General features: G+C 63.3%; 17 protein-coding genes. 8 read left to right on the top strand and 9 right to left on the bottom strand.

All coding sequences use genetic code 11. The features are described from left to right. Window positions 1-2 precede the first annotated feature (2 nt). Window positions 3-281, top strand: a complete 279-nt coding sequence (locus C4J94_RS22195; protein WP_124388078.1) for a PTS transporter subunit EIIB — start codon at window positions 3-5, stop codon at window positions 279-281. 140 nt (window positions 282-421) lie between these two features. On the opposite strand, the gene mltF is transcribed toward C4J94_RS22195, so the two are convergent. Beyond that, a complete protein-coding gene (mltF, locus tag C4J94_RS22190) occupies window positions 422-1,882 on the bottom strand; it encodes a membrane-bound lytic murein transglycosylase MltF (protein ID WP_124388077.1) in 1,461 nt (486 codons plus the stop codon). A gap of 287 nt (window positions 1,883-2,169) precedes the next feature. Between mltF and purL the strand changes: the two genes are divergently transcribed. Further along, a complete protein-coding gene (purL, locus tag C4J94_RS22185) occupies window positions 2,170-6,066 on the top strand; it encodes a phosphoribosylformylglycinamidine synthase (RefSeq protein WP_124389033.1) in 3,897 nt (1,298 codons plus the stop codon). A 4-nt stretch (window positions 6,067-6,070) separates the two neighbouring features. Continuing rightward, window positions 6,071-6,382 carry an NIF3 1 gene (locus C4J94_RS22180; protein ID WP_003193986.1) on the top strand — a complete coding sequence of 104 codons (312 nt, stop codon included), beginning with the start codon at window positions 6,071-6,073 and terminating at the stop codon, window positions 6,380-6,382. Window positions 6,383-6,561: 179 nt separating this feature from the next. Here C4J94_RS22180 and nagE read toward each other — a convergent pair whose 3' ends face one another. From nagE to C4J94_RS22145, 7 genes are all read right to left on the bottom strand, one after another. Further along, window positions 6,562-8,268, bottom strand: coding sequence for an N-acetylglucosamine-specific PTS transporter subunit IIBC (gene nagE / locus C4J94_RS22175; protein ID WP_124388076.1), 1,707 nt, complete (start codon window positions 8,266-8,268; stop codon window positions 6,562-6,564). Between the two features lie 26 nt (window positions 8,269-8,294). Continuing rightward, complete coding sequence (gene ptsP / locus C4J94_RS22170) at window positions 8,295-10,808, bottom strand: phosphoenolpyruvate--protein phosphotransferase (RefSeq protein WP_124388075.1); 2,514 nt, start codon at window positions 10,806-10,808, stop codon at window positions 8,295-8,297. Window positions 10,809-10,844: 36 nt separating this feature from the next. After that, window positions 10,845-11,867, bottom strand: a complete 1,023-nt coding sequence (locus C4J94_RS22165) for an SIS domain-containing protein (RefSeq protein ID WP_124388074.1) — start codon at window positions 11,865-11,867, stop codon at window positions 10,845-10,847. Continuing rightward, window positions 11,848-12,954 carry an N-acetylglucosamine-6-phosphate deacetylase gene (gene nagA / locus C4J94_RS22160; protein ID WP_124388073.1) on the bottom strand — a complete coding sequence of 369 codons (1,107 nt, stop codon included), beginning with the start codon at window positions 12,952-12,954 and terminating at the stop codon, window positions 11,848-11,850. The genes C4J94_RS22165 and nagA overlap by 20 nt, the downstream gene beginning before the upstream one ends. A 37-nt stretch (window positions 12,955-12,991) precedes the next feature. Beyond that, window positions 12,992-13,723, bottom strand: coding sequence for a GntR family transcriptional regulator (locus tag C4J94_RS22155; protein WP_124388072.1), 732 nt, complete (start codon window positions 13,721-13,723; stop codon window positions 12,992-12,994). Between the two features lie 260 nt (window positions 13,724-13,983). Continuing rightward, window positions 13,984-14,487 (bottom strand): murein L,D-transpeptidase family protein, encoded by a 504-nt coding sequence (locus C4J94_RS22150; protein ID WP_124388071.1) that lies wholly within the window; start codon window positions 14,485-14,487, stop codon window positions 13,984-13,986. Window positions 14,488-14,524: 37 nt separating this feature from the next. Then, window positions 14,525-15,073 carry an NUDIX hydrolase gene (locus tag C4J94_RS22145; RefSeq protein ID WP_124388070.1) on the bottom strand — a complete coding sequence of 183 codons (549 nt, stop codon included), beginning with the start codon at window positions 15,071-15,073 and terminating at the stop codon, window positions 14,525-14,527. A 146-nt stretch (window positions 15,074-15,219) separates the two neighbouring features. Here C4J94_RS22145 and C4J94_RS22140 point away from each other — a divergent pair, with 146 nt between their 5' ends. The 5 genes from C4J94_RS22140 (at window position 15,220) to purT (ending at window position 18,444) form a co-directional block, all read left to right on the top strand. After that, window positions 15,220-15,822: a CoA pyrophosphatase gene (locus C4J94_RS22140; RefSeq protein ID WP_033898592.1), complete on the top strand. Its 603-nt coding sequence runs from the start codon at window positions 15,220-15,222 to the stop codon at window positions 15,820-15,822. A gap of 35 nt (window positions 15,823-15,857) precedes the next feature. Further along, on the top strand, window positions 15,858-16,382 hold the full coding sequence (locus tag C4J94_RS22135) for a gamma carbonic anhydrase family protein (RefSeq protein WP_124388069.1): 525 nt from the start codon (window positions 15,858-15,860) through the stop codon (window positions 16,380-16,382). Further along, a complete protein-coding gene (locus C4J94_RS22130; RefSeq protein ID WP_124388068.1) occupies window positions 16,379-16,594 on the top strand; it encodes a DUF1289 domain-containing protein in 216 nt (71 codons plus the stop codon). Before C4J94_RS22135 ends, C4J94_RS22130 begins: the two co-directional genes overlap by 4 nt. Window positions 16,595-16,725: 131 nt before the next feature. Further along, window positions 16,726-17,193: a preQ0 transporter gene (locus C4J94_RS22125; RefSeq protein ID WP_124388067.1), complete on the top strand. Its 468-nt coding sequence runs from the start codon at window positions 16,726-16,728 to the stop codon at window positions 17,191-17,193. Between the two features lie 69 nt (window positions 17,194-17,262). Next, on the top strand, window positions 17,263-18,444 hold the full coding sequence (gene purT / locus C4J94_RS22120) for a formate-dependent phosphoribosylglycinamide formyltransferase (protein ID WP_124388066.1): 1,182 nt from the start codon (window positions 17,263-17,265) through the stop codon (window positions 18,442-18,444). A gap of 85 nt (window positions 18,445-18,529) precedes the next feature. Here the strand turns inward: purT and C4J94_RS22115 are convergent, their stop codons facing one another. After that, window positions 18,530-19,840 carry an MFS transporter gene (locus tag C4J94_RS22115; protein ID WP_124388065.1) on the bottom strand — a complete coding sequence of 437 codons (1,311 nt, stop codon included), beginning with the start codon at window positions 19,838-19,840 and terminating at the stop codon, window positions 18,530-18,532. Window positions 19,841-19,885: the final 45 nt, after the last annotated feature.

Raw genomic sequence — 19,885 nt, 5'->3', positions numbered from 1 at the left:
GCATGTTCGAAAAATTGCAGCGCGCGTTCTGGAAAGCCCTGACGCCGGATTTGATTGCCGAACCCGTAGAGGCACCGGCGCAGGGGCTCTTGTCGGCCGAGGTGGTGAGTGCGCTGGGCGGCGCGGATAACCTCAAATCGCAGCAACGTGTGGCGCTGACGCGGGTGCGGGTGCAGTTGCAGGATGCAGCGCGGTTGGATGCGGTGGCGTTGAAGGCGGCGGGTGTGCCGGCGATGATGGTGCTGGCGGGCGGGGTAGTGCACCTGATCACCGGCCTCTGAAGCCAAGTAGAGATCAAAAAGTGGGAGGGGCGGTGCGACGATTCGACTTGCCCCCGATTGCGGTGTGTCAGCCAGCCTATCGGTAGCTGACACACTGCCATCGGGGGCAAGCCCCCTCCCACATTGATTCTTCAGTGGTCTTAGAGTTGTGGGCTATCTTCGGCCGGCTTGGTCTTGTCCACACCCGGCACATGCAGGTTGCCTTCCACCACCTGGTTGCCTTCCAGCTGCGGCTGGGTCACCCAGGTCAGAATGTCGTAGTAACGCCGGATGTTCGCCACGAAATGCACCGGCTCGCCGCCCCTGGCATAACCGTAGCGCGTCTTGCTGTACCACTGCTTCTGCGACAGGCGCGGCAACATCTTCTTCACATCGAGCCACTTGTTCGGGTTCAGGCCTTCCTTCTTGGCCAAAAGACGAGCGTCGTCCAGGTGGCCGGTGCCGACGTTGTAGGCGGCAAGGGCGAACCAGGTGCGGTCGGGCTCGGCGATCTTGTCGTCCAGCTCGTCCTTGATCTTGGCCAGGTACTTGGCGCCGCCCATGATGCTTTGTTTGGCATCCAGGCGGTTGGACACGCCCATCGCCTGGGCGGTGTTCTGGGTCAGCATCATCAGGCCGCGCACGCCGGTCTTGGAGGTGACCGCCGGTTGCCACAGCGATTCCTGATAGCCGATGGCCGCCAATAGCCGCCAGTCGACCTTTTCTTCCTTGGCGTAGGTGCGAAAGTGCTTCTCGTACTTGGGCAGGCGCTGTTGCAAATGCTGGGCGAAGGTATAGGCGCCGACGTAACCCAGTACATCGACGTGCCCGTAATAGCGATCTTTCAGACGCTGGAGCGTGCCGTTCTTCTCGACCTTGTCCAGGTAAGTGTTGATTTCGTTGAGCAGGCTGTTGTCTTCGCCTGCGGCCACGGCCCAGCTCTGATTGCTGGCGTTGCCCAAGTCGAAGGCTACGCGCACATTGGGGAAGTACACCTGGTTCATGGCGACTTCGTTGGAGTCCACCAAGGTCAGGTCGATCTGCCCTTCGTCGACCATGCGCAGCAGGTCGACCACCTCGACGGCGTCGGACTCTTCATATTCGATGGCAGGATTCTGCTTTTTAAGCTGCGCCAACTGCTCGGCGTGGGTGCTGCCCTTGAGCACCATGATCTTCTTGCCCACCAGGTCCGCCGCGTTGGTCGGCCGCGACTGGCCGTTGCGATAGATGATCTGCGGGGTGACTTCGAGGTAGGGGTGGGAGAAGCGCACTTGCTGCTGGCGCTGCTCGCTGCTGACCAGGCCGGCGGCAGCCAGAACCGGACCGTTGGGTTTGCCCAGCTGGCCGAACAGGTCATCGAGATTGTCGGCGGTTTCGATTTCCAGCTTTACGCCCAGGTCATCGGCAAAGCGCTTGACCAGTTCGTACTCGAAACCGGTTTCACCGTTGCGGTCCTGGAAATACGTCGCCGGACTGTTGCGGGTAACCACCCGCAATACGCCATCCTCCTTGATTCGCTCGAGCGTGCTGGGTTTATCAACACAGGCGCTGAGCATCAGGAAGAGTCCGGTTGCGATGAGCCATTTGGCGCATCGCGGGCGCAAAGCAGTTGGGGAGAACATCTGCGCAGTATACGCAAACGGCCCACGGCGCCATATCTCGACAGCGGCACACTTGTCTGCTAGTCACCGCAAAACTGTGCTGCATCCCGCAGAAACGCGGCCTGGCGCGTGATTGTGACGGTTAAAATATCTGAGCTCGACGCCGTGGATTTCCTTTCGACGCCACGCAAACCGTGCCAACTGACGTCCGGCAGCGGCCAACGGTAGCGTTTCGGGTGCCGTTGGCGAAGGTTTACGCTAGAATGCACGGCCTCAAAGCACACCCCCTTCCCGAGGCTGTCCCGAAGATGTTGATCCTGCGCGGTGCTCCTGCCCTTTCTGCCTTTCGCCACAGCAAACTCCTTGAGCAACTGAGCCAGAAGGTTCCAGCTGTTACAGGCTTGTATGCTGAATTTGCTCACTTCGCCGACGTAACCGGCGTCTTGACCGCCGACGAACAGCAAGTGCTGGCACGCCTTCTGAAATATGGCCCAAGCGTTCCCGTGCAAGAGCCGACCGGCCGCTTGTTCCTGGTTCTGCCACGGTTCGGCACCATCTCGCCCTGGTCGAGCAAGGCCAGCGACATCGCCCGCAACTGCGGCCTTTCGAGCATCCAGCGCCTGGAGCGGGGTATCGCTTTCTACGTCGCCGGGCAGTTCAGCGAGGCCGAAGCCGAGCTGATCGCCAGCAGCCTGCACGACCGCATGACCCAGATCATCGTCAGCCAGCTGGAACAGGCTGCCGGCCTGTTCAGCCACGCCGAGCCCAAGCCGCTGACTGCGATCGACGTGCTCGGCGGTGGCCGCGCCGCCCTCGAGAAGGCCAACACCGAATTGGGCCTGGCCCTGGCCGAAGACGAGATCGACTACCTGGTCAACGCCTTCAACGGCTTGAAGCGCAACCCGCACGACATCGAACTGATGATGTTCGCCCAGGCCAACTCCGAGCATTGCCGTCACAAGATCTTCAACGCCAGTTGGGACATCGACGGCGAAAGCCAGGAAAAAAGCCTGTTCGGCATGATCAAGAACACCTACGTGATGCACAGCGAAGGCGTTCTGTCGGCTTATAAGGACAACGCCTCGGTGATCGTCGGCTCCGTCGCCGGCCGTTTCTTCCCGGACCCTGAAACCCGCCAGTACGGCGCGGTGCAGGAGCCGGTGCACATCCTGATGAAAGTCGAGACCCACAACCACCCGACCGCGATTGCCCCGTTCCCCGGTGCAGCCACCGGTTCCGGCGGCGAAATCCGTGACGAAGGCGCGACCGGCCGTGGCGCCAAGCCAAAGGCGGGCCTCACTGGCTTCACCGTGTCCAACCTGCAGATCCCGGGCTTCGAACAGCCGTGGGAAGTGCCGTACGGCAAGCCCGAGCGCATCGTTACCGCGCTGGACATCATGATCGAAGGCCCGCTGGGCGGCGCCGCGTTCAACAACGAATTCGGGCGTCCGGCCCTGACCGGCTACTTCCGTACCTTCGAGCAGTCCATCACCACTCCACGTGGCGATGAAGTGCGCGGCTACCACAAGCCGATCATGCTGGCCGGCGGCATGGGCAACATCCGTGAAGAACACGTCAAGAAAGGCGAGATCCTGGTCGGCTCCAAGCTGATCGTCCTCGGCGGCCCGGCGATGCTCATCGGCCTGGGCGGCGGCGCGGCTTCCTCCATGGCCACCGGCACCAGCTCGGCCGACCTGGACTTCGCTTCCGTACAGCGCGAAAACCCTGAAATGGAGCGTCGTTGCCAGGAAGTCATCGACCGTTGCTGGCAGTTGGGTGACAAGAACCCGATCAGCTTCATCCACGACGTCGGTGCCGGTGGCTTGTCCAACGCCTTCCCGGAACTGGTCAACGATGGCGAGCGCGGTGGCCGTTTCGAACTGCGCAACATTCCAAACGACGAGCCGGGCATGGCCCCGCACGAAATCTGGAGCAACGAATCCCAGGAACGCTACGTTCTAGCCGTTGGCCCTGAAGACTTCGCGCGCTTCCAGGCCATCTGCGAACGCGAGCGTTGCCCGTTTGCCGTGGTCGGCGAAGCCACTGCCGAGCCGCAGTTGACCGTTACCGACAGCCACTTCGGCAACAGCCCGGTGGACATGCCGCTGGAAGTGCTGCTGGGCAAAGCCCCGCGCATGCACCGTTCGGCGGTACGTGAAGCCGAGCTGGGCGATGATTTCGACCCAAGCACGCTGGACCTGGCCAACAGCATCGAACGCGTGCTGCACCACCCGGCCGTGGCGAGCAAAAGCTTCCTGATCACCATCGGCGACCGCACCATCACCGGCCTGGTAGCCCGTGACCAAATGGTGGGCCCATGGCAGGTGCCGGTGGCCGACGTTGCCGTCACCGCCACCAGCTTCGACGTCTATACCGGTGAAGCCATGGCCATGGGCGAGCGCACGCCGCTGGCCCTGCTGGACGCTCCGGCGTCGGGCCGCATGGCCATTGGTGAAACCCTCACCAACATTGCGGCCTCGCGCATCGGCAAGCTGTCCGACATCAAACTGTCGGCCAACTGGATGTCCGCTGCCGGCCACCCCGGTGAAGACGCGCGCCTGTACGACACCGTCAAGGCTGTCGGCATGGAGCTGTGCCCGGAACTGGGTATCACCATTCCGGTGGGCAAGGACTCCATGTCCATGGCCACCCGCTGGAACGAAGACGGCACCGACAAGAGCGTTACCTCGCCACTGTCGCTGATCGTCACCGGTTTCGCACCGGTCACCGACATTCGCCAGACCCTGACGCCGCAGCTGCGCATGGACAAGGGCACCACTGATCTGATCCTGATTGATCTGGGCCGTGGCCAGAACCGCATGGGCGCCTCGATCCTCGCGCAAACCCACGGCAAGCTCGGCAAGCACGCGCCGGACGTCGACGACGCTGAAGACCTGAAGGCCTTCTTCGCCGTGATCCAGGGCCTCAACGCCGATGGCCACCTGCTGGCTTACCACGACCGTTCCGACGGTGGCTTGCTGACCAGCGTGGTCGAGATGGCGTTTGCCGGTCACTGCGGCCTGAACATCGTGCTCGACAGCGTTGCCGAGGATGCTGGCGAAATCAACGGCATCCTGTTCAACGAAGAGTTGGGTGCGGTGATTCAGGTGCGCCAGGACGCCACTCCAGACGTTCTTGCACAGTTCAGCGCCGCTGGCCTGGCCGAGTGCGTGGCGGTGATCGGCCAGCCGATCAACAACGGCGAAGTGAATATCTCGTTCAACGGTGACACGGTATTTACCGGTCAGCGTCGCCTGCTGCAACGCCAGTGGGCCGAGACCAGCTACCAGATCCAGCGCCTGCGCGATAACGTCGACTGCGCCGAGCAGGAATTCGACGTGATCCTGGAAGAAGACAATCCGGGCCTGAGCACCATGCTCAGCTTCGACGTCAACCAGGACATCGCTGCGCCCTACATCAAGAAAGGCATTCGCCCACAGGTTGCTGTACTGCGTGAGCAGGGCGTCAACGGCCAGGTGGAAATGGCGGCCGCGTTCGACCGCGCCGGCTTCAATGCGATCGACGTGCACATGAGCGACATCCTCGCCGGTCGCGTTGACCTCAACGAGTTCAAAGGCCTGGTGGCCTGCGGTGGTTTCTCCTACGGCGACGTACTGGGTGCCGGTGAAGGCTGGGCCAAGTCGGCGCTGTTCAACAGCCGTGCCCGCGATGCGTTCCAGGGCTTCTTCGAGCGCAACGACAGCTTTACCCTGGGTGTGTGCAACGGTTGCCAGATGATGTCCAACCTCAGCGAACTGATCCCGGGCAGCGAGTTCTGGCCGCACTTCGTGCGTAACCGTTCCGAGCAGTTCGAAGCCCGTGTCGCCATGGTGCAGGTGCAGGAATCCAACTCGATCTTCCTGCAAGGCATGGCCGGTTCGCGCATGCCGATCGCCATCGCCCACGGTGAAGGCCATGCCGAGTTCGCCAGCGAAGAAGCGCTGCTCGAAGCCGACCTGTCCGGCACCGTGGCCCTGCGCTTTGTGGATAACCACGGCAAGGTCACCGAGACCTACCCGGCCAACCCGAACGGCTCGCCGCGCGGCATCACCGGCCTTACCAGCCGCGACGGCCGCGTGACCATCATGATGCCGCACCCGGAGCGTGTATTCCGCGCCGTGCAGAACTCGTGGCGCCCGGAAGAGTGGAACGAAGACGGCGCCTGGATGCGCATGTTCCGCAACGCTCGCGTGTGGGTGAACTAAGGCGGTGTATAAGCTCGCCTTCTTCGTACCCGACAGCCACGTGGAGACGGTGAAAACCGCCGTCTTCGCTGCCGGCGGCGGGCGCATCGGCGACTACGACAGCTGCGCCTGGCAAGTGCTGGGCCAGGGCCAATTCCGCGCGCTGGACGGCAGCCAGCCGTTTATCGGGCAGGTGGGTCAGGTTGAAGTGGTCGAGGAGTGGAAGGTTGAGCTGGTGGTGGCGGATGAGTTGATCGTGGCTGTGGTGGCTGCGCTCAAACTCAGCCATCCGTACGAAACACCGGCGTATGAGGTGTGGCAGTTGGCGGATTTTTGATGCGCTGGCTGTAAACGCAAAAAACCCGCTGGGCCTGTTTGGCCAGCGGGTTTTTTGTTGGCCGTCGGGGCCTCATCGGGGGCAGCCCCCTCCCACAGTTGACCGAGTTCCAGCTTTGGAATGCAGTCCAATGTGGGAGGGGGCTTGCCCGCGATGAGGCCAGAAAAGCCACTACTTTTCTAAACCCTGGCGCTGACCTCGCGGCCACTGACCAGCCGCTCCAGTGCTTCACCCAGCCCGGCCGCCGTGTCGCCAATCAACAGGTGCCAAACCCCGCTGTCGAGCTGGCTTACACCCTGGCAACCCAGTGCGGTCAGGTCCGCTTCGGACAACCCCGAGTCATCCGCCAACTCCACCCGCAAGCGGGTCATCGCCACCGCTTCCAGCTGGCGCACATTCGCGCGGCCACCCAACGCGCTCAGCCATTTCCCGGCCTCCTGCACATCCACCGCCACCGGCTTATCCACAGGCGCAACCGCCGCTGGCGCAGTGGCAACAAACGAAGGCATGGCCAGCCGGATCTCATCGGCAATGCTATCGGCCATCGGCCCGACCACCACCTGCAGGCTTCCGCCATTGCCTGGGCGAACCACCGCCATGGCGCCCAATGCTTTCAACTCACTGTCGATGGCCTTGTTGCGATCCACCATGTCCAGGCGCAGACGCGTGGTGCAGGCGCCGACGCTCAGCAGATTTTGCGCACCGCCCAACGCCTGGATATAAGCCGTAGCCCGCTGGTTATCGGTCATCACCTCGGCCTGCACCACCTGGATATCTTCACGACCCGGCGTCTTCAGGTTGAAGCGGCGGATGCAGTAGGTGAAGACCGAGTAGTAGATCAGCGCGTAAGCCAGGCCAACCGGGAACACCAGCCAGCCGTTGGTCGACTTGCCCCAACCGAGCACCATGTCGATGAACCCGCCGGAGAAGGTAAAGCCCAGGTGGATATTGAGCATATTGGTCACGGCCATCGACAGGCCGGTGAGCACCGCGTGGATCAGGTACAAAAAGGGCGCGAGGAACATGAACGCGAATTCGATGGGCTCCGTTACCCCGGTCAGGAACGAGGTCAGCGCCATCGACAGGAAAATCCCGCCCATCACTTTGCGCCGCTCCGGCAGGGCATTGCGGTACATGGCCAGGCACGCGGCCGGCAGGCCGAACAGCATCACCGGGAACATGCCGGTCATGAACTGGCCGCCTTTCGGATCGCCGGCGAAGTAGCGGGTCAGGTCGCCGGTGACCACTGCGCCCGTCGCCGGGTCGGTAAAGCTGCCGAACACGAACCACGCCATGTTGTTGAGGATGTGGTGCAGGCCGGTGACGATCAGCAGGCGGTTGAACACACCAAACACGAACGCGCCGAGGCTGCCGCTCTCCATCAGCAGCACGCCGAAGCTGTTGATGCCGTGCTGGATCGGTGGCCAGATCAGGCCAAAGATCACGCCCAGGCCCACCGCCGAAAACCCTGTGACAATCGGCACGAAGCGCCGCCCGCCGAAGAACGCCAGGTATTCCGGCAGTTTGATGTCCTTGAAGCGGTTGTACAGCCCGCCGGCCATCAGGCCGCTGGCGATACCGGCGAGCATGCCCATGTTGATGGAGGTGTCCATCACCTTGAGCGTGGAGATCATCACCAGGTAGCCAATCGCCCCGGCCAGGCCGGCCGTGCCGTTATTGTCGCGGGCAAAGCCGACGGCGATGCCGATGGCGAAGATCAGCGCCAGGTTGGCGAAGATGGCCTGCCCGGCGTCGTGCATCACCGCGATGTTGAGCAAATCGGTGTCGCCCAGCCGCAGCAACAGGCCGGCGATCGGCAGGATCGCAATCGGCAGCATCAGGGCGCGGCCCAGGCGTTGCAGGCCTTCGATGAAATGTTGGTACATGGCGTGTCTCCCTATTCTTGTTGTTTTCAGCTCAGCGGCCAGTGGTGTTGACAGGCTTGGCGAACGGCCTTGGCGCTGCTCAGGTTGAGCAGGCCCTGGCTCAGTTGCCGGCATTGCGCCGCGTCCAGGTGGCGGACGCGGTCCTTGATTTCGCCGATCTGCGGCGGGCTCACCGACAGCTCGCTGACGCCCAGGCCGACCAGCACGGGCGTGGCCAGGGGGTCGGAAGCGAGGGCGCCACACACGCCGACCCAGCGCCCGTGTTTTGCCGCTCCGTCGCAGGTCTGGGCGATCAGCCGCAGCAAGGCCGGGTGCAGCGCATCGACCCGGGCAGCGAGGCCGGCGTGGTCGCGGTCCATGGCCAGGGTGTACTGGGACAGGTCATTGGTGCCGATGGACAGGAAGTCCGCATGCTCGGCCAATTGCTCCGCCATCAGCGCGGCAGCGGGCACTTCGATCATCACCCCCAGTTCGGGGCGCTGGGTCAGCCCCAGCTCTTCGCACAATTGCTCCAGGCGCTGGCGGATCTGCAGCAGTTCATCCACTTCGCTGACCATCGGCAGCAGGATGCGGCAACGCTGCAGCGGGCTGACCTGCAGCAGGGCGCGCAATTGCTGGTCGAGCAGTTCCGGGCGCACCTGGGCCATGCGAATTCCGCGCAGGCCCAGCACCGGGTTGGCCTCGACGGGCAGCGGCAGGTAGTCCAGTTGCTTGTCGCCGCCCACGTCGATGGTGCGGATGATCACGGACTTTTCGCCCATGGCATCGAGCACGGCTTGGTAGGCCTGGCGCTGCTCCTGTTCGTCCGGCGCGGTGCGGCGGTCGACGAAGAGAAATTCGGTGCGCAGCAGGCCGACACCGTCGGCACCGTTTTCAAAGGCGAGCTGGGCTTCGGCGCTGGAGGCGACGTTGGCGGCGATTTCAATGCTCACGCCGTCGGTGGTGCATGCCGGCAATTGGGCCTGGGCCTGTTGCTGCTGGCGGCGCACCTTCTGCGCGTCGCGAATCTGATGCACCTGGGCATGGCGCGCGTCGCTGGGGGCCAGTTCCAGGCGGCCATTGACCGCGTCCAGCACCACGCGCTGGCCCTGGGGCACATCAAGCACCTCGGCACCCAGCGCCACCACACAGGGTAAGCCTTTACCCCGCGCCAGAATGGCCACGTGGGACGTGGCGCCGCCTTCGGCCATGCAGATCCCCACGGCCTGCTGTTCGCTCAGTTGCAGCAGGTCGGAGGGGGTGAGTTCATGGGCGCTGACAATCGAGCCGGCGGGCAATTCGAAGTGCCAGGCTTCGCCGAGCAGCGCCCGCAGTACGCGCTGTTGCAGGTCGCGCAGATCGTTGGCGCGTTCGGCAAACAAGGGCTTGCCCAGCGCCAGCAATACCGCGCACTGGGCTTGGATCGCGTCACGCCAGGCGTGGGTGGCGGCGCTGCCCTGGGCAATGGCGCCGGCAGCCGCTTGCAGCAGGGCTGGGTCTTCCAGCAGGGCGAGGTGGGCGGCGAAGATCTCTTCTTCGTCGACGTGCTTGCGTTGGCGGGCGTGGTCCAGGGTGCTGCGGATCTCGCCGCGCACCTGCTCCAGTGCCGCGTCCAGACGCTGCGTTTGCTCGCTGGCCGAATGGTTGCCGGTGTCTTCGGGCAGCTCGACGCCAGTCAAGCGGAACAACGGGCCACACACCAGGCCGGGCGCTGCACAAACGCCTTGCAACACATCGGCCTCCACACTGGCGCGACGTGGTACAGCAGCCACTACGCGAGTGTGATGTTCTTCGCTGACCGCAATGGACAGCGCCGCGATCAATGCGTGCAAGGCAGCATCGGCATCGCTGCCACGGCAGCTGACGCGCACCTCGTCACCTTCGCCAATACCCAATCCCATCAAGCCAATCAGGCTGTCACAGGCTGCCGACCTGTCACCGAAGTGCAGGTGCGACTGGCTGCTGAAACCCTGGGCTGTCTTGCGGATCAGCGCAGCGGGGCGCGCATGCAAACCGCCGCGGTGGGTGATGTTTACGCTGGCGCTGGCTTCGGCACTGGAGTTATCCACAGCCACGTGAACGGGGGCGGTGGAACGCAACGCCACTTGCATCAACGGCGCGCCGACCTTGACCGTGCCGAGCGGGCAGGGGCTCAGTTCAAAACGGTCGCTGTTGGTCAGAATGATCAGGCTCACCAGGCTCTTGCACTGGCGCGCAATGCGGTCCAGATCGAATTGCACCAGCGCCTGGCCCTGGCTCACCCGAGCGCTTTCCTTGACCAGCAAGGCAAAGCCTTCGCCATTGAGTTCAACGGTGTCGATACCGATGTGCATCAGTATCTCCGCGCCGTTGTCGGCACGCAGGGTCAGCGCATGCCCGGTGCGGGCGACGTGGATGACCACCCCATCACAGGGCGCGTGCAGGCAATCGTTCAACGGGTCGATGGCAATACCGTCGCCCATGGCGCCGCTGGCGAACACTTCGTCTGGGACACTGCCCAGGGCCAGCACCGGACCACTCAAGGGGGCGCTTAGGGTGAGTCGGTTATTGTTGTTGGACATGGGCACGGTACTCATCAGGAAAACACGGCACTCGACTCAGTGAGTGCGAGTGACTTTGCTCAGGTGACGCGGCTGGTCGGGGTTCATGCCCCGCGCAACCGCCAGGCCTGCGGCCATCACATAGAAACTCTGGATGGCCAGGATCGGGTCGAGGCTCGGGTGTTCGGCGCGGCTTAAGGTCAGGTCGCGTTCGGCGATATCGTCCGGCGCGGCCAGCAGCACGCGGGCGCCGCGCTGGCGCATATCGGCGGCCAGGGTCAGCAGGCCGGCCTGTTCGGCGCCGCGTGGGGCGAATACCAGCAACGGGTAGTCTTCATCGATCAAGGCCATCGGCCCGTGGCGCACTTCGGCGCTGCTGAAGGCTTCGGCCTGGATCGCCGAGGTTTCCTTGAGTTTGAGCGCGGCTTCCTGGGCGATGGCAAAACCGGCGCCACGGCCGATCACCATCAGGCGCTGGCTGTCTTTGAGGGCCTCGATGGCGGTACGCCAGTCCTGTTTAGCGGCGTCGCGCAGGCCCTCGGGCAGCGCCTGGCAGGCGTGCAGCAGGTCGGCTTCCTGGTTCCAGTGGCCGACCAGCAACGCGCTGGCGCTGAGGGTGGCGATAAAGCTCTTGGTGGCGGCCACGCTCAGTTCCGGCCCGGCGCACAGCGGCACGTGAAACTCGCAGGCAGCTTCCAGCGGCGATTCTTCGGCGTTGACCATCGAGATGCTCAAGGCCCCGCGCTTGCGCAGCAGGCGCAGGCTGTTGACCAGGTCCGGGCTCTGTCCCGACTGGGAGAAGCCAAACGCGACCTGGCCGCTGACCTTCAACGGTGCCTGCAGCAACGTCACCACCGACATCGGCAGCGACGCCACTGGTATCCCCACGTGCTGCATGGCCAGGTAGGCGAAGTAGCTGGCGGCATGGTCCGAGCTGCCACGGGCGACGGTCATCGCCACTTGTGGCGGCTGGCGGCGCAGGCGACCGGCGACTTCTTCCAGCATCGGCTCCAGGCGTTGCAGTTGCGCGGAGACGGCATCACAGGAGGCCAGGGCCTCTTCAAGCATTTTTGAAGTCAATGGTTTCTCCTTCGACCATTACGTCGGTGAGTGTCAGGTAGCGGTCCAGGCGCACGCAGTCGGCAAAGCTGCCGGGTTGCAGGCGGCCGCGTTCTTCCAGGCCCAGGTAATTCGCAGGAAATTGCGACAGGCGTTGTGAGGCTTCGCTGATTGGCAGGCCGATCTTCACCAGGTTGCGTAGCGCCTGGTCCATGGTCAGGGTGCTGCCGGCCAGGGTGCCGTCAGCCAGGCGTACGCCACCCAGGCATTTGGTCACGGTGTGGCTGCCCAGCTTGTATTCGCCATCGGGCATGCCGGCGGCGGCAGTGGAATCGGTGACGCAATACAGGCACGGGATCGAGCGCAGCGCCACGCGCATGGCGCCGGGGTGCACGTGCAGCAGGTCGGGGATCAATTCGGCGTACTGGGCGTGGGCCAGCGCGGCGCCGACGATGCCCGGCTCGCGGTGATGCAGCGGGCTCATGGCGTTGTACAAATGGGTAAAGCTGGTGGCGCCGGCGGCGAGGGCGGCCACGCCTTCTTCATAGCTGCCCAGGGTGTGGCCGATCTGCATGCGCACGCCGCGTTCGCTGAGGGCGCGGATCAGGCCGTCGTGGCCGGCAATTTCCGGGGCGATGGTGATCACCCGGATCGGCGCCAGGCGCAGGTAGGCTTCGACTTCGGCCATCAATGCGGTGTGGGCGAAGTTGGGTTGGGCGCCGAGTTTTCCAGGATTGATGTAAGGGCCTTCCAGGTGTACGCCGAGCACGCGGGCACTGCCGGTAGGACGCTGCTCGCAGAAGGTGCCGAGCTGGCCGAGCACGCGGGAGATTTCATCCACCGGAGCCGTCATGGTGGTGGCCAACAGCGAGGTGGTGCCAAAGCGCACATGGGTGCGGGTGATGGTCTCGAAGGCTTCGACGCCTTCCATGATGTCTTTGCCGCCGCCGCCATGCACATGCAGGTCGATAAAGCCCGGCAGCAGGTAGGGCAGGTTGTTGTCGGCCGGATCGCAAGGCGTGCCTTCGATGGCGACGACCTTGCCGTGCGCGTGCACCAGGCGGCCGCGCATCCAGCCGCTGGGCGTGAGGATATTGTCTTCGGACATGGGCAGTTCTCTAAGGCCGCAACGCGGCGGCAAGGCTTTACCTACGCAGCTCTGCGACAAAGTCGTAGTAGTCGTTGCGGCAATAGGTGTCGGTGATTTCTATGGGGGTGTTATCGATTGTGTAGCCGACCCGGGTCATCAGCAGCATGGCGGTGCCGGGGGCAATGCCCACCAGCTTGGCGAACTCATCCGACGCGTTGATCGCCTGTACATGCTGGAGCGCGCGGACGATGGGCTTGCCGATGCTTTCGAAGTATTCGTACAGCGAGCTGCCCAGGGCCTGGGGCTGTGGCAGCACCGAGGCGGGGACAGCGGTCATTTCAATGGCCATGACCGTGTCGTCGGCTTTGCGCAGGCGCTTGAGGCGCGCCACTTTGTCATTGGTCGACAGGCACAGGCGGATCAATTCTTCATGGGTGGGCGGGGTGATGTCGCGCTCCAGCCACTGGGAGCCCGGCACAAAGCCCTTCAGACGCAGCATCTCGCTGAACCCCGACAAGCGCGACAGCGGCTGCTCCAGGCGTGGCGTGATAAAGGTGCCGGAGCCCTGGCTGCGACGGATAAGGCCTTGCTCGAACAGGACTTCCAGCGCTTTGCGGGCAGTCACCCGAGAAATGCTCAGCTGCTCGCTGAGCGCGCGTTCCGAGGGCAGGGCTTGCTCGGACGTCCACTGGCCGGCATGGATCGCCGCTTCGAGCTTGCGCGCCAATTGCAGGTACAGCGGCGTGGATTGTTTGTCGTCGGGGCGCAAGGCCAGGATGGGATTCATCTGTCAGGTTTCCGATGCGTTATTGGAGTGTTGTCGCCCGGTATGGGTCGGAAATTAATACCACTTAAATACCATGTCAATGCGGCCACAACGGTGCGTTCAATGGATTAAGGCACCGCAACGGTGCCTGGTATCAAGTGGTATTAGAAAGGTCTTTATGACGCGCACAACGGCGCAGCCCGCGCGGTGAACTGGTATTCACAGGCGGGTGCTGCTCGGGGCAGGAAATATTTTCGAATTATTTTACGAGTGGTCGACGATCAGGGCCGAATCTCGATCAGCGTGCCATCCTTGACCAGGCTCCAGACCTCACGCATGTCCACGTTGCGCATGCCAATGCAGCCGTCGGTCCAGTCCAGGGTGTGGAACCACTGTTCCGGGTATTCCTCGGTGTCGGGGGTGCCGTGGATCATGATCATGCTGCCCGGTTTCACCCCTTCGCGGCGGGCACGGGCGGCATCACTGATGTTGGGGTAGGAAATGTGCATGGCCAGGTTGAAGCGCTCGCTGGTCTTGCGCCAGTCGATCCAGTACAAGCCTTCAGGCGTGCGGCGATCGCCCTCGAACAGCTTGTGGCCTTTGGGGTTTTTACCCAGGGAAATGCGATAGGTCTTGAGGGGCTTGCCGTCGTTGATCAGCTGCAACTGGTGGGCGGATTTGAGCACCAAGACCTTTTCGACGGGTTTGCCGCCGAGTGTTTCCACCGTGGAGGCCGAGGACAGGGCAGCGAACGACAGGCAGATCAGAGCAAGCAACCAACGCATTGAAACGATTTCCCTTTGGCGACGATTGGCCGGCTTGTTATTGGGCGGGCTTGGACAGCGGTGGCACGGACTCGCTGCGTACCGGGAACAGCTGTTGCCGGCGGTCGGCGAAGAAGCATTCTAAGGTACGCCCGACCGTGCGGAAAGCCAGCTCGGACCAAGGGATATCGGCTTCAGCGAACAGCTTCACTTCCAGGCTTTCGATGCCGGCGGCGAAGTCCAGGTCGATCAGTTCGGCGCGATAGAAGATATGCACCTGGCTGATGTGCGGCACATTGATCAGGGTATAGATGCTCAGGTTGCGCACGCGGGCGCAGGCTTCTTCCAGCGTCTCGCGCATGGCGGCCTGTTCCACGGTTTCGCCGTTCTCCATAAAGCCTGCGGGCAGGGTCCAGTAACCCAGGCGCGGCTCGATGGCGCGGCGGCACAGCAGCACCTTGTCGCCCCACACCGGTACGGTACCCGCGACGATATTGGGGTTCTGATAATGAATGGTCGAGCAGTGGTCGCAGACATAGCGCAGGCGTGCGTCGCCTTCGGGAATGCGTTGGGTAACCGGTTTACCGCACTGGCTGCAGAAGTTCATGCTGGGGTTCCTGGAGAGTGGGCCTATCTTGGCGTGGCGGGCAGGGCGCTGCAAGTTGTCGTTTAGCGACACGCCAGCGGTTTTGGGCTTGGGCGCCTGCGCGCTTTGGTGCATGATGCAAGGTAGCCAACAGACCGAGATGACTCATGCTGGACGAGCTACTTCGCCGGGTAAGCAATCACACCCCTCATACCCTGGAGACCGACGGGCGTTTTCCCGAGGCCGCGGTGCTGGTACCGATTACCCGCAGTGACGAACCCGAGCTGATCCTGACCCTGCGCGCCAGCGGCCTGTCGACCCATGGTGGCGAAGTGGCCTTTCCCGGCGGGCGCCGTGACCCCGAAGACCCGGACCTGATCTTTACCGCCCTGCGCGAAGCCGAAGAAGAAATCGGCCTGCCGCCTGGGTTGGTCGAAGTGATCGGGCCGCTGAGCCCGCTGATCTCCCTGCACGGCATCCGCGTCACGCCGTACGTGGGCGTGATCCCCGATTACGTCGAATACCTGGCCAACGACGCCGAAATTGCCGCTGTGTTCAGCGTCCCGCTGGATTTCTTCCGCCAGGACCCCCGCGAGCACACCCATCGCATCGACTACCAGGGCCGCAGTTGGTATGTGCCCAGTTATCGGTTCGGCGAATACAAGATCTGGGGCCTGACCGCAATCATGATCGTCGAGCTGATCAACCTGCTCTATGACGATGCGCAGATCAGCCTGCACCAGCCACCCAAGAGCTTCATCAATATCTAAGCCATCGCTTGAATGGCGAGCCGTGAGGGAAAACCATGAAATACCGCCTGGGCGATGCCAGCGTCGAGACCCATCCACACAGCTGGGTGGCACCCAATGCCACGCTGGTGGGCAAGGTAAAGCTGGAGGAGGGCGCCAACGTGTGGTTCAACGCGGTGTTGCGTGGCGACAACGAGCTGATCCTGATCGGCAAGAACAGCAACGTGCAGGACGGCAGCGTGATGCACACCGACATGGGCTACCCACTGACCCTCGGCACCGGCGTGACCATCGGCCATAACGCCATGCTGCATGGCTGCACCGTCGACGACTACAGCCTGATCGGCATCAATGCGGTGATCCTCAATGGCGCCAAGATCGGCAAGCATTGCATCATCGGCGCCAACTCGCTGATCGGCGAAGGCAAGGAAATTCCCGACGGCTCGCTGGTGATGGGCTCGCCGGGCAAGGTGGTGCGCGAGCTGACCGAAGCGCAGAAGCGCATGCTGGAAGCCAGCGCCGCGCACTATGTGCATAACGCGCAGCGGTACGCGCGGGACCTGGTCGAGCAGGCAGAATGAGTGCGGTTGAACGCCCCGTTGCCTCGCCTTGCGTGAGCATTTGCGCGCTGGATGATGACGATATCTGCACCGGGTGCCAGCGTACCGTGGAGGAGATTACGCGCTGGAGCCGCATGGACAACGCCGAGCGTCGGGTGGTGTTGGGGTTGTGTCATGAGCGGGCGGTGGCGAGTGGGTTGGTGTGGATGACGCCCAAGCGCTCGGGTGGCTGATCGATTGCTATCGGGGGCAAGCCCCCTCCCACATGTTGATCTGTGAACACATTCAAGTGGGAGGGGGCTTGCCCCCGATGAGGCCCTCCCAGACAACACATTTCCAAATCTTACCCACAGGTCCATCCTCCATGTTTTTCCTGATCGCCTACATCAGCAGCGTCGTGCTGATCAACTTCGCCTTTTCCACCGCCCCCCACCTGGACGTCATCTGGTCTGCCTGGGGCGGCCTGGTATTCATCCTGCGCGACATGGTGCAAACCCGCTTCGGTCACGGCGCGATCATCGCCATGCTGGCGGCGCTGGTGCTGTCGTATATCACTTCCGACCCGTCCATCGCCCTGGCCAGCGCCACGGCCTTTGCGGTGTCCGAATGCATCGACTGGCTGGTGTTCAGCATCACCCGGCGCCCGCTGCACGATCGCCTGTGGATAAGTTCGGCGCTGAGCATTCCCCTGGATACCTTTATCTTTTTCGGCCTGATCGGTGCGCTGACGCCGGCCGTGGCGGGCACTGCGCTGGTGTCGAAATTCGCCGGTGTCACCGTGGTGTGGCTGGTCATGGCCTGGCGCATCCGCCGGCGCGCCATCGCCAACTGAGGCCAATTTTTGCAGTTCATGTAAAATGCCGGCCTTTCTCCCCCTGATCCGCTCCCCTGAGGACCTGAGATGACCCGAATCGGAACTCCATTGTCGCCAACCGCGACCCGCGTTTTGCTGTGTGGCTGCGGTGAGCTGGGCAAGGAAGTGGTAATCGAACTGCAACGCCTGGGCGTTGAAGTGATTGCCGTGGATCGCTACGCCAACGCGCCGGCCATGCAGGTTGCGCACCGTAGCCATGTGATCAACATGCTCGATGGCGCCGCGTTGCGCGCCGTGATCGAGGCGGAGAAGCCGCACTTCATCGTGCCGGAAATCGAAGCCATCGCCACCGCCACCCTGGTGGAGCTGGAAGCCGAAGGCTTCACCGTGATCCCGACCGCGCGGGCCACCTCGCTGACCATGAACCGTGAAGGCATCCGCCGCCTGGCCGCCGAAGAGCTGGACCTGCCGACCTCGCCGTACCACTTCGCCGACACCTTCGAAGACTACAGCAAGGCCGTGCAAGACCTGGGCTTCCCCTGCGTGGTCAAGCCGGTGATGAGTTCCTCGGGCAAGGGCCAGAGCCTGCTGCGCAGCGCCGATGACGTGCGCAAAGCCTGGGATTACGCCCAGGAAGGCGGGCGCGCCGGCAAGGGCCGGGTGATCATCGAAGGCTTTATCGACTTCGACTACGAAATCACCCTGCTGACCGTGCGCCACATCGGCGGCACCACCTTCTGTGCGCCGGTCGGTCACCGTCAGGAAAAGGGCGACTACCAGGAATCCTGGCAGCCCCAGGCCATGAGCCCGATTGCCCTGGCCGAATCCGAGCGCGTCGCCAAAGCGGTGACCGAGGCCCTGGGTGGTCGTGGCCTGTTTGGCGTGGAGCTGTTCATCAAGGGCGATCAAGTATGGTTCAGCGAAGTGTCGCCGCGCCCGCATGACACGGGCCTTGTGACCCTGATTTCCCAGGACTTGTCGCAGTTCGCCCTGCACGCGCGCGCCATCCTCGGCCTGCCGATTCCATTGATTCGTCAGTTCGGGCCGTCGGCGTCGGCGGTGATTCTGGTGGAAGGGCAGTCGACCCAGACGGCGTTCGCCAACCTGGGCGCCGCGTTGAGCGAGCCGGACACGGCGTTGCGTCTGTTTGGCAAGCCAGAAGTGAATGGTCAGCGCCGCATGGGCGTGGCATTGGCGCGGGATGAGACGATTGAAGCGGCTCGGGCCAAGGCGACCCGTGCTTCCCAGGCTGTTGTGGTAGAGCTGTAAAAGCATCGGGGGCAAGCCCCCTCCCACATTTGAAAGTATTCACAGTTCAAAGTGTGGGAGGGGGGCTTGCCCCCGATAGCGGCTATCAGGCCACCCTGTTCAAATCATTATCCCGCGTCTCTTTCAGGCACAGCACAGCAATCAAACTCAGCAACGCCGCCGCCGACACATACCCGCCGACATAACTCAACCCGCCCATCGCCACCAGCTTGGTCGCGAAGAACGGCGCCGCCGAGGCCCCCACAATGCCGCCCAGGTTATACGCCGCCGAAGCACCGGTATAACGCACGCGGGTCGGGAACAATTCCGGCAGCAGCGCACCCATCGGCGCGAAGGTCACGCCCATCAGGAACAACTCCAGCGCCAAAAACAGCGCCACGGCCCAGGTTGAACCGTGGGTCAGCAGCGGCTCCATGGTAAAGCCCGACAGGATTGCCAAGACCGCGCCGACAATCAGCACCGGCTTGCGCCCGTAGCGGTCACTGGCCAGCGCCGCCAGTGGCGTCGCCAGGCCCATGAACAGCACCGCGAAGCACAACAGGCCGAGGAAGGTTTCACGGCTGTAGCCGAGGGTCGACACCCCGTAGCTCAGGGAAAACGCCGTAGTGATATAGAACAGCGCATAGCACACCACCATCGACGCGGCGCCCAGCAGCACCGGCAGCCAATGTTGGCTGAACAGTTCCACCAGCGGCACCTTCACCGGTTTTTCGTGGGCCACGGCGTTGGCGAACACCGGCGTCTCGTGCAGCTTGAGCCGTGCGTACAGGCCCACCATCACCAGCGCCGCGCTGAGGATGAACGGAATGCGCCAGCCCCAGCTGCGGAACTGCTCGTCGTTCAGGCTCATGGCCAGGATCAGGAACAAGCCGTTGGCCGCCAGGAACCCAATCGAGGGGCCCAATTGCGGGAACATGCCGAACCAGGCGCGCTTGCCTTTGGGGGCGTTCTCGGTGGCCAGCAATGCCGCGCCGCCCCATTCGCCGCCCAGCCCCAGGCCCTGGCCGAAGCGCAATACACACAACAGAATCGGAGCCCAGGCACCAATGCTGTCGTAGCCGGGCAGCAGGCCGATCAGGGTGGTACACACGCCCATCAACAGCAGGGAGGCCACCAGCGTCGACTTGCGGCCGATGCGGTCGCCGAAGTGTCCGAACAGTGCCGAACCCAGTGGGCGCGCGATAAAGGCGATGCCGAAGGTCAGGAACGACGCCAGCATCTGCGCGGTGCCGGACGTCTGCGGAAAGAACACCGGGCCGATGACCAGCGCAGCAGCCGTGGCGTAGATATAGAAATCGTAGAACTCGATGGCGGTGCCGACGATGCTCGCGGTCGCCACGCGGGCCGTCGAGTTGGTCGGGGCGGCGGTTGCGGCCTCGTTATACGTGGTGCTCATGAAGGTATCCCTGACGGTCATTGCGCGTTTGGACGCGGATTATTA

The organism is Pseudomonas sp. R5-89-07 (assembly GCF_003851685.1).
Taxonomy (GTDB): Bacteria; Pseudomonadota; Gammaproteobacteria; order Pseudomonadales; family Pseudomonadaceae; genus Aquipseudomonas.
The sequence above is the reverse complement of the archived record's forward strand: the minus strand, read 5'-3'. Positions and strand labels throughout refer to the sequence as shown.

Bases quoted from the DNA above. Each gene is read 5' to 3' on its own strand.
- C4J94_RS22195 (WP_124388078.1), top strand. From the start codon at position 3: ATGTTCGAAAAATTGCAGCGCGCGTTCTGGAAAGCCCTGACGCCGGAT.
- mltF (WP_124388077.1), bottom strand. From the start codon at position 1,882: ATGTTCTCCCCAACTGCTTTGCGCCCGCGATGCGCCAAATGGCTCATC.
- purL (WP_124389033.1), top strand. From the start codon at position 2,170: ATGTTGATCCTGCGCGGTGCTCCTGCCCTTTCTGCCTTTCGCCACAGC.
- nagE (WP_124388076.1), bottom strand. From the start codon at position 8,268: ATGTACCAACATTTCATCGAAGGCCTGCAACGCCTGGGCCGCGCCCTG.
- ptsP (WP_124388075.1), bottom strand. From the start codon at position 10,808: ATGTCCAACAACAATAACCGACTCACCCTAAGCGCCCCCTTGAGTGGT.
- nagA (WP_124388073.1), bottom strand. From the start codon at position 12,954: ATGTCCGAAGACAATATCCTCACGCCCAGCGGCTGGATGCGCGGCCGC.
- C4J94_RS22155 (WP_124388072.1), bottom strand. From the start codon at position 13,723: ATGAATCCCATCCTGGCCTTGCGCCCCGACGACAAACAATCCACGCCG.
- C4J94_RS22150 (WP_124388071.1), bottom strand. From the start codon at position 14,487: ATGCGTTGGTTGCTTGCTCTGATCTGCCTGTCGTTCGCTGCCCTGTCC.
- C4J94_RS22145 (WP_124388070.1), bottom strand. From the start codon at position 15,073: ATGAACTTCTGCAGCCAGTGCGGTAAACCGGTTACCCAACGCATTCCC.
- C4J94_RS22140 (WP_033898592.1), top strand. From the start codon at position 15,220: ATGCTGGACGAGCTACTTCGCCGGGTAAGCAATCACACCCCTCATACC.
- C4J94_RS22135 (WP_124388069.1), top strand. From the start codon at position 15,858: ATGAAATACCGCCTGGGCGATGCCAGCGTCGAGACCCATCCACACAGC.
- C4J94_RS22130 (WP_124388068.1), top strand. From the start codon at position 16,379: ATGAGTGCGGTTGAACGCCCCGTTGCCTCGCCTTGCGTGAGCATTTGC.
- C4J94_RS22125 (WP_124388067.1), top strand. From the start codon at position 16,726: ATGTTTTTCCTGATCGCCTACATCAGCAGCGTCGTGCTGATCAACTTC.
- purT (WP_124388066.1), top strand. From the start codon at position 17,263: ATGACCCGAATCGGAACTCCATTGTCGCCAACCGCGACCCGCGTTTTG.
- C4J94_RS22115 (WP_124388065.1), bottom strand. From the start codon at position 19,840: ATGAGCACCACGTATAACGAGGCCGCAACCGCCGCCCCGACCAACTCG.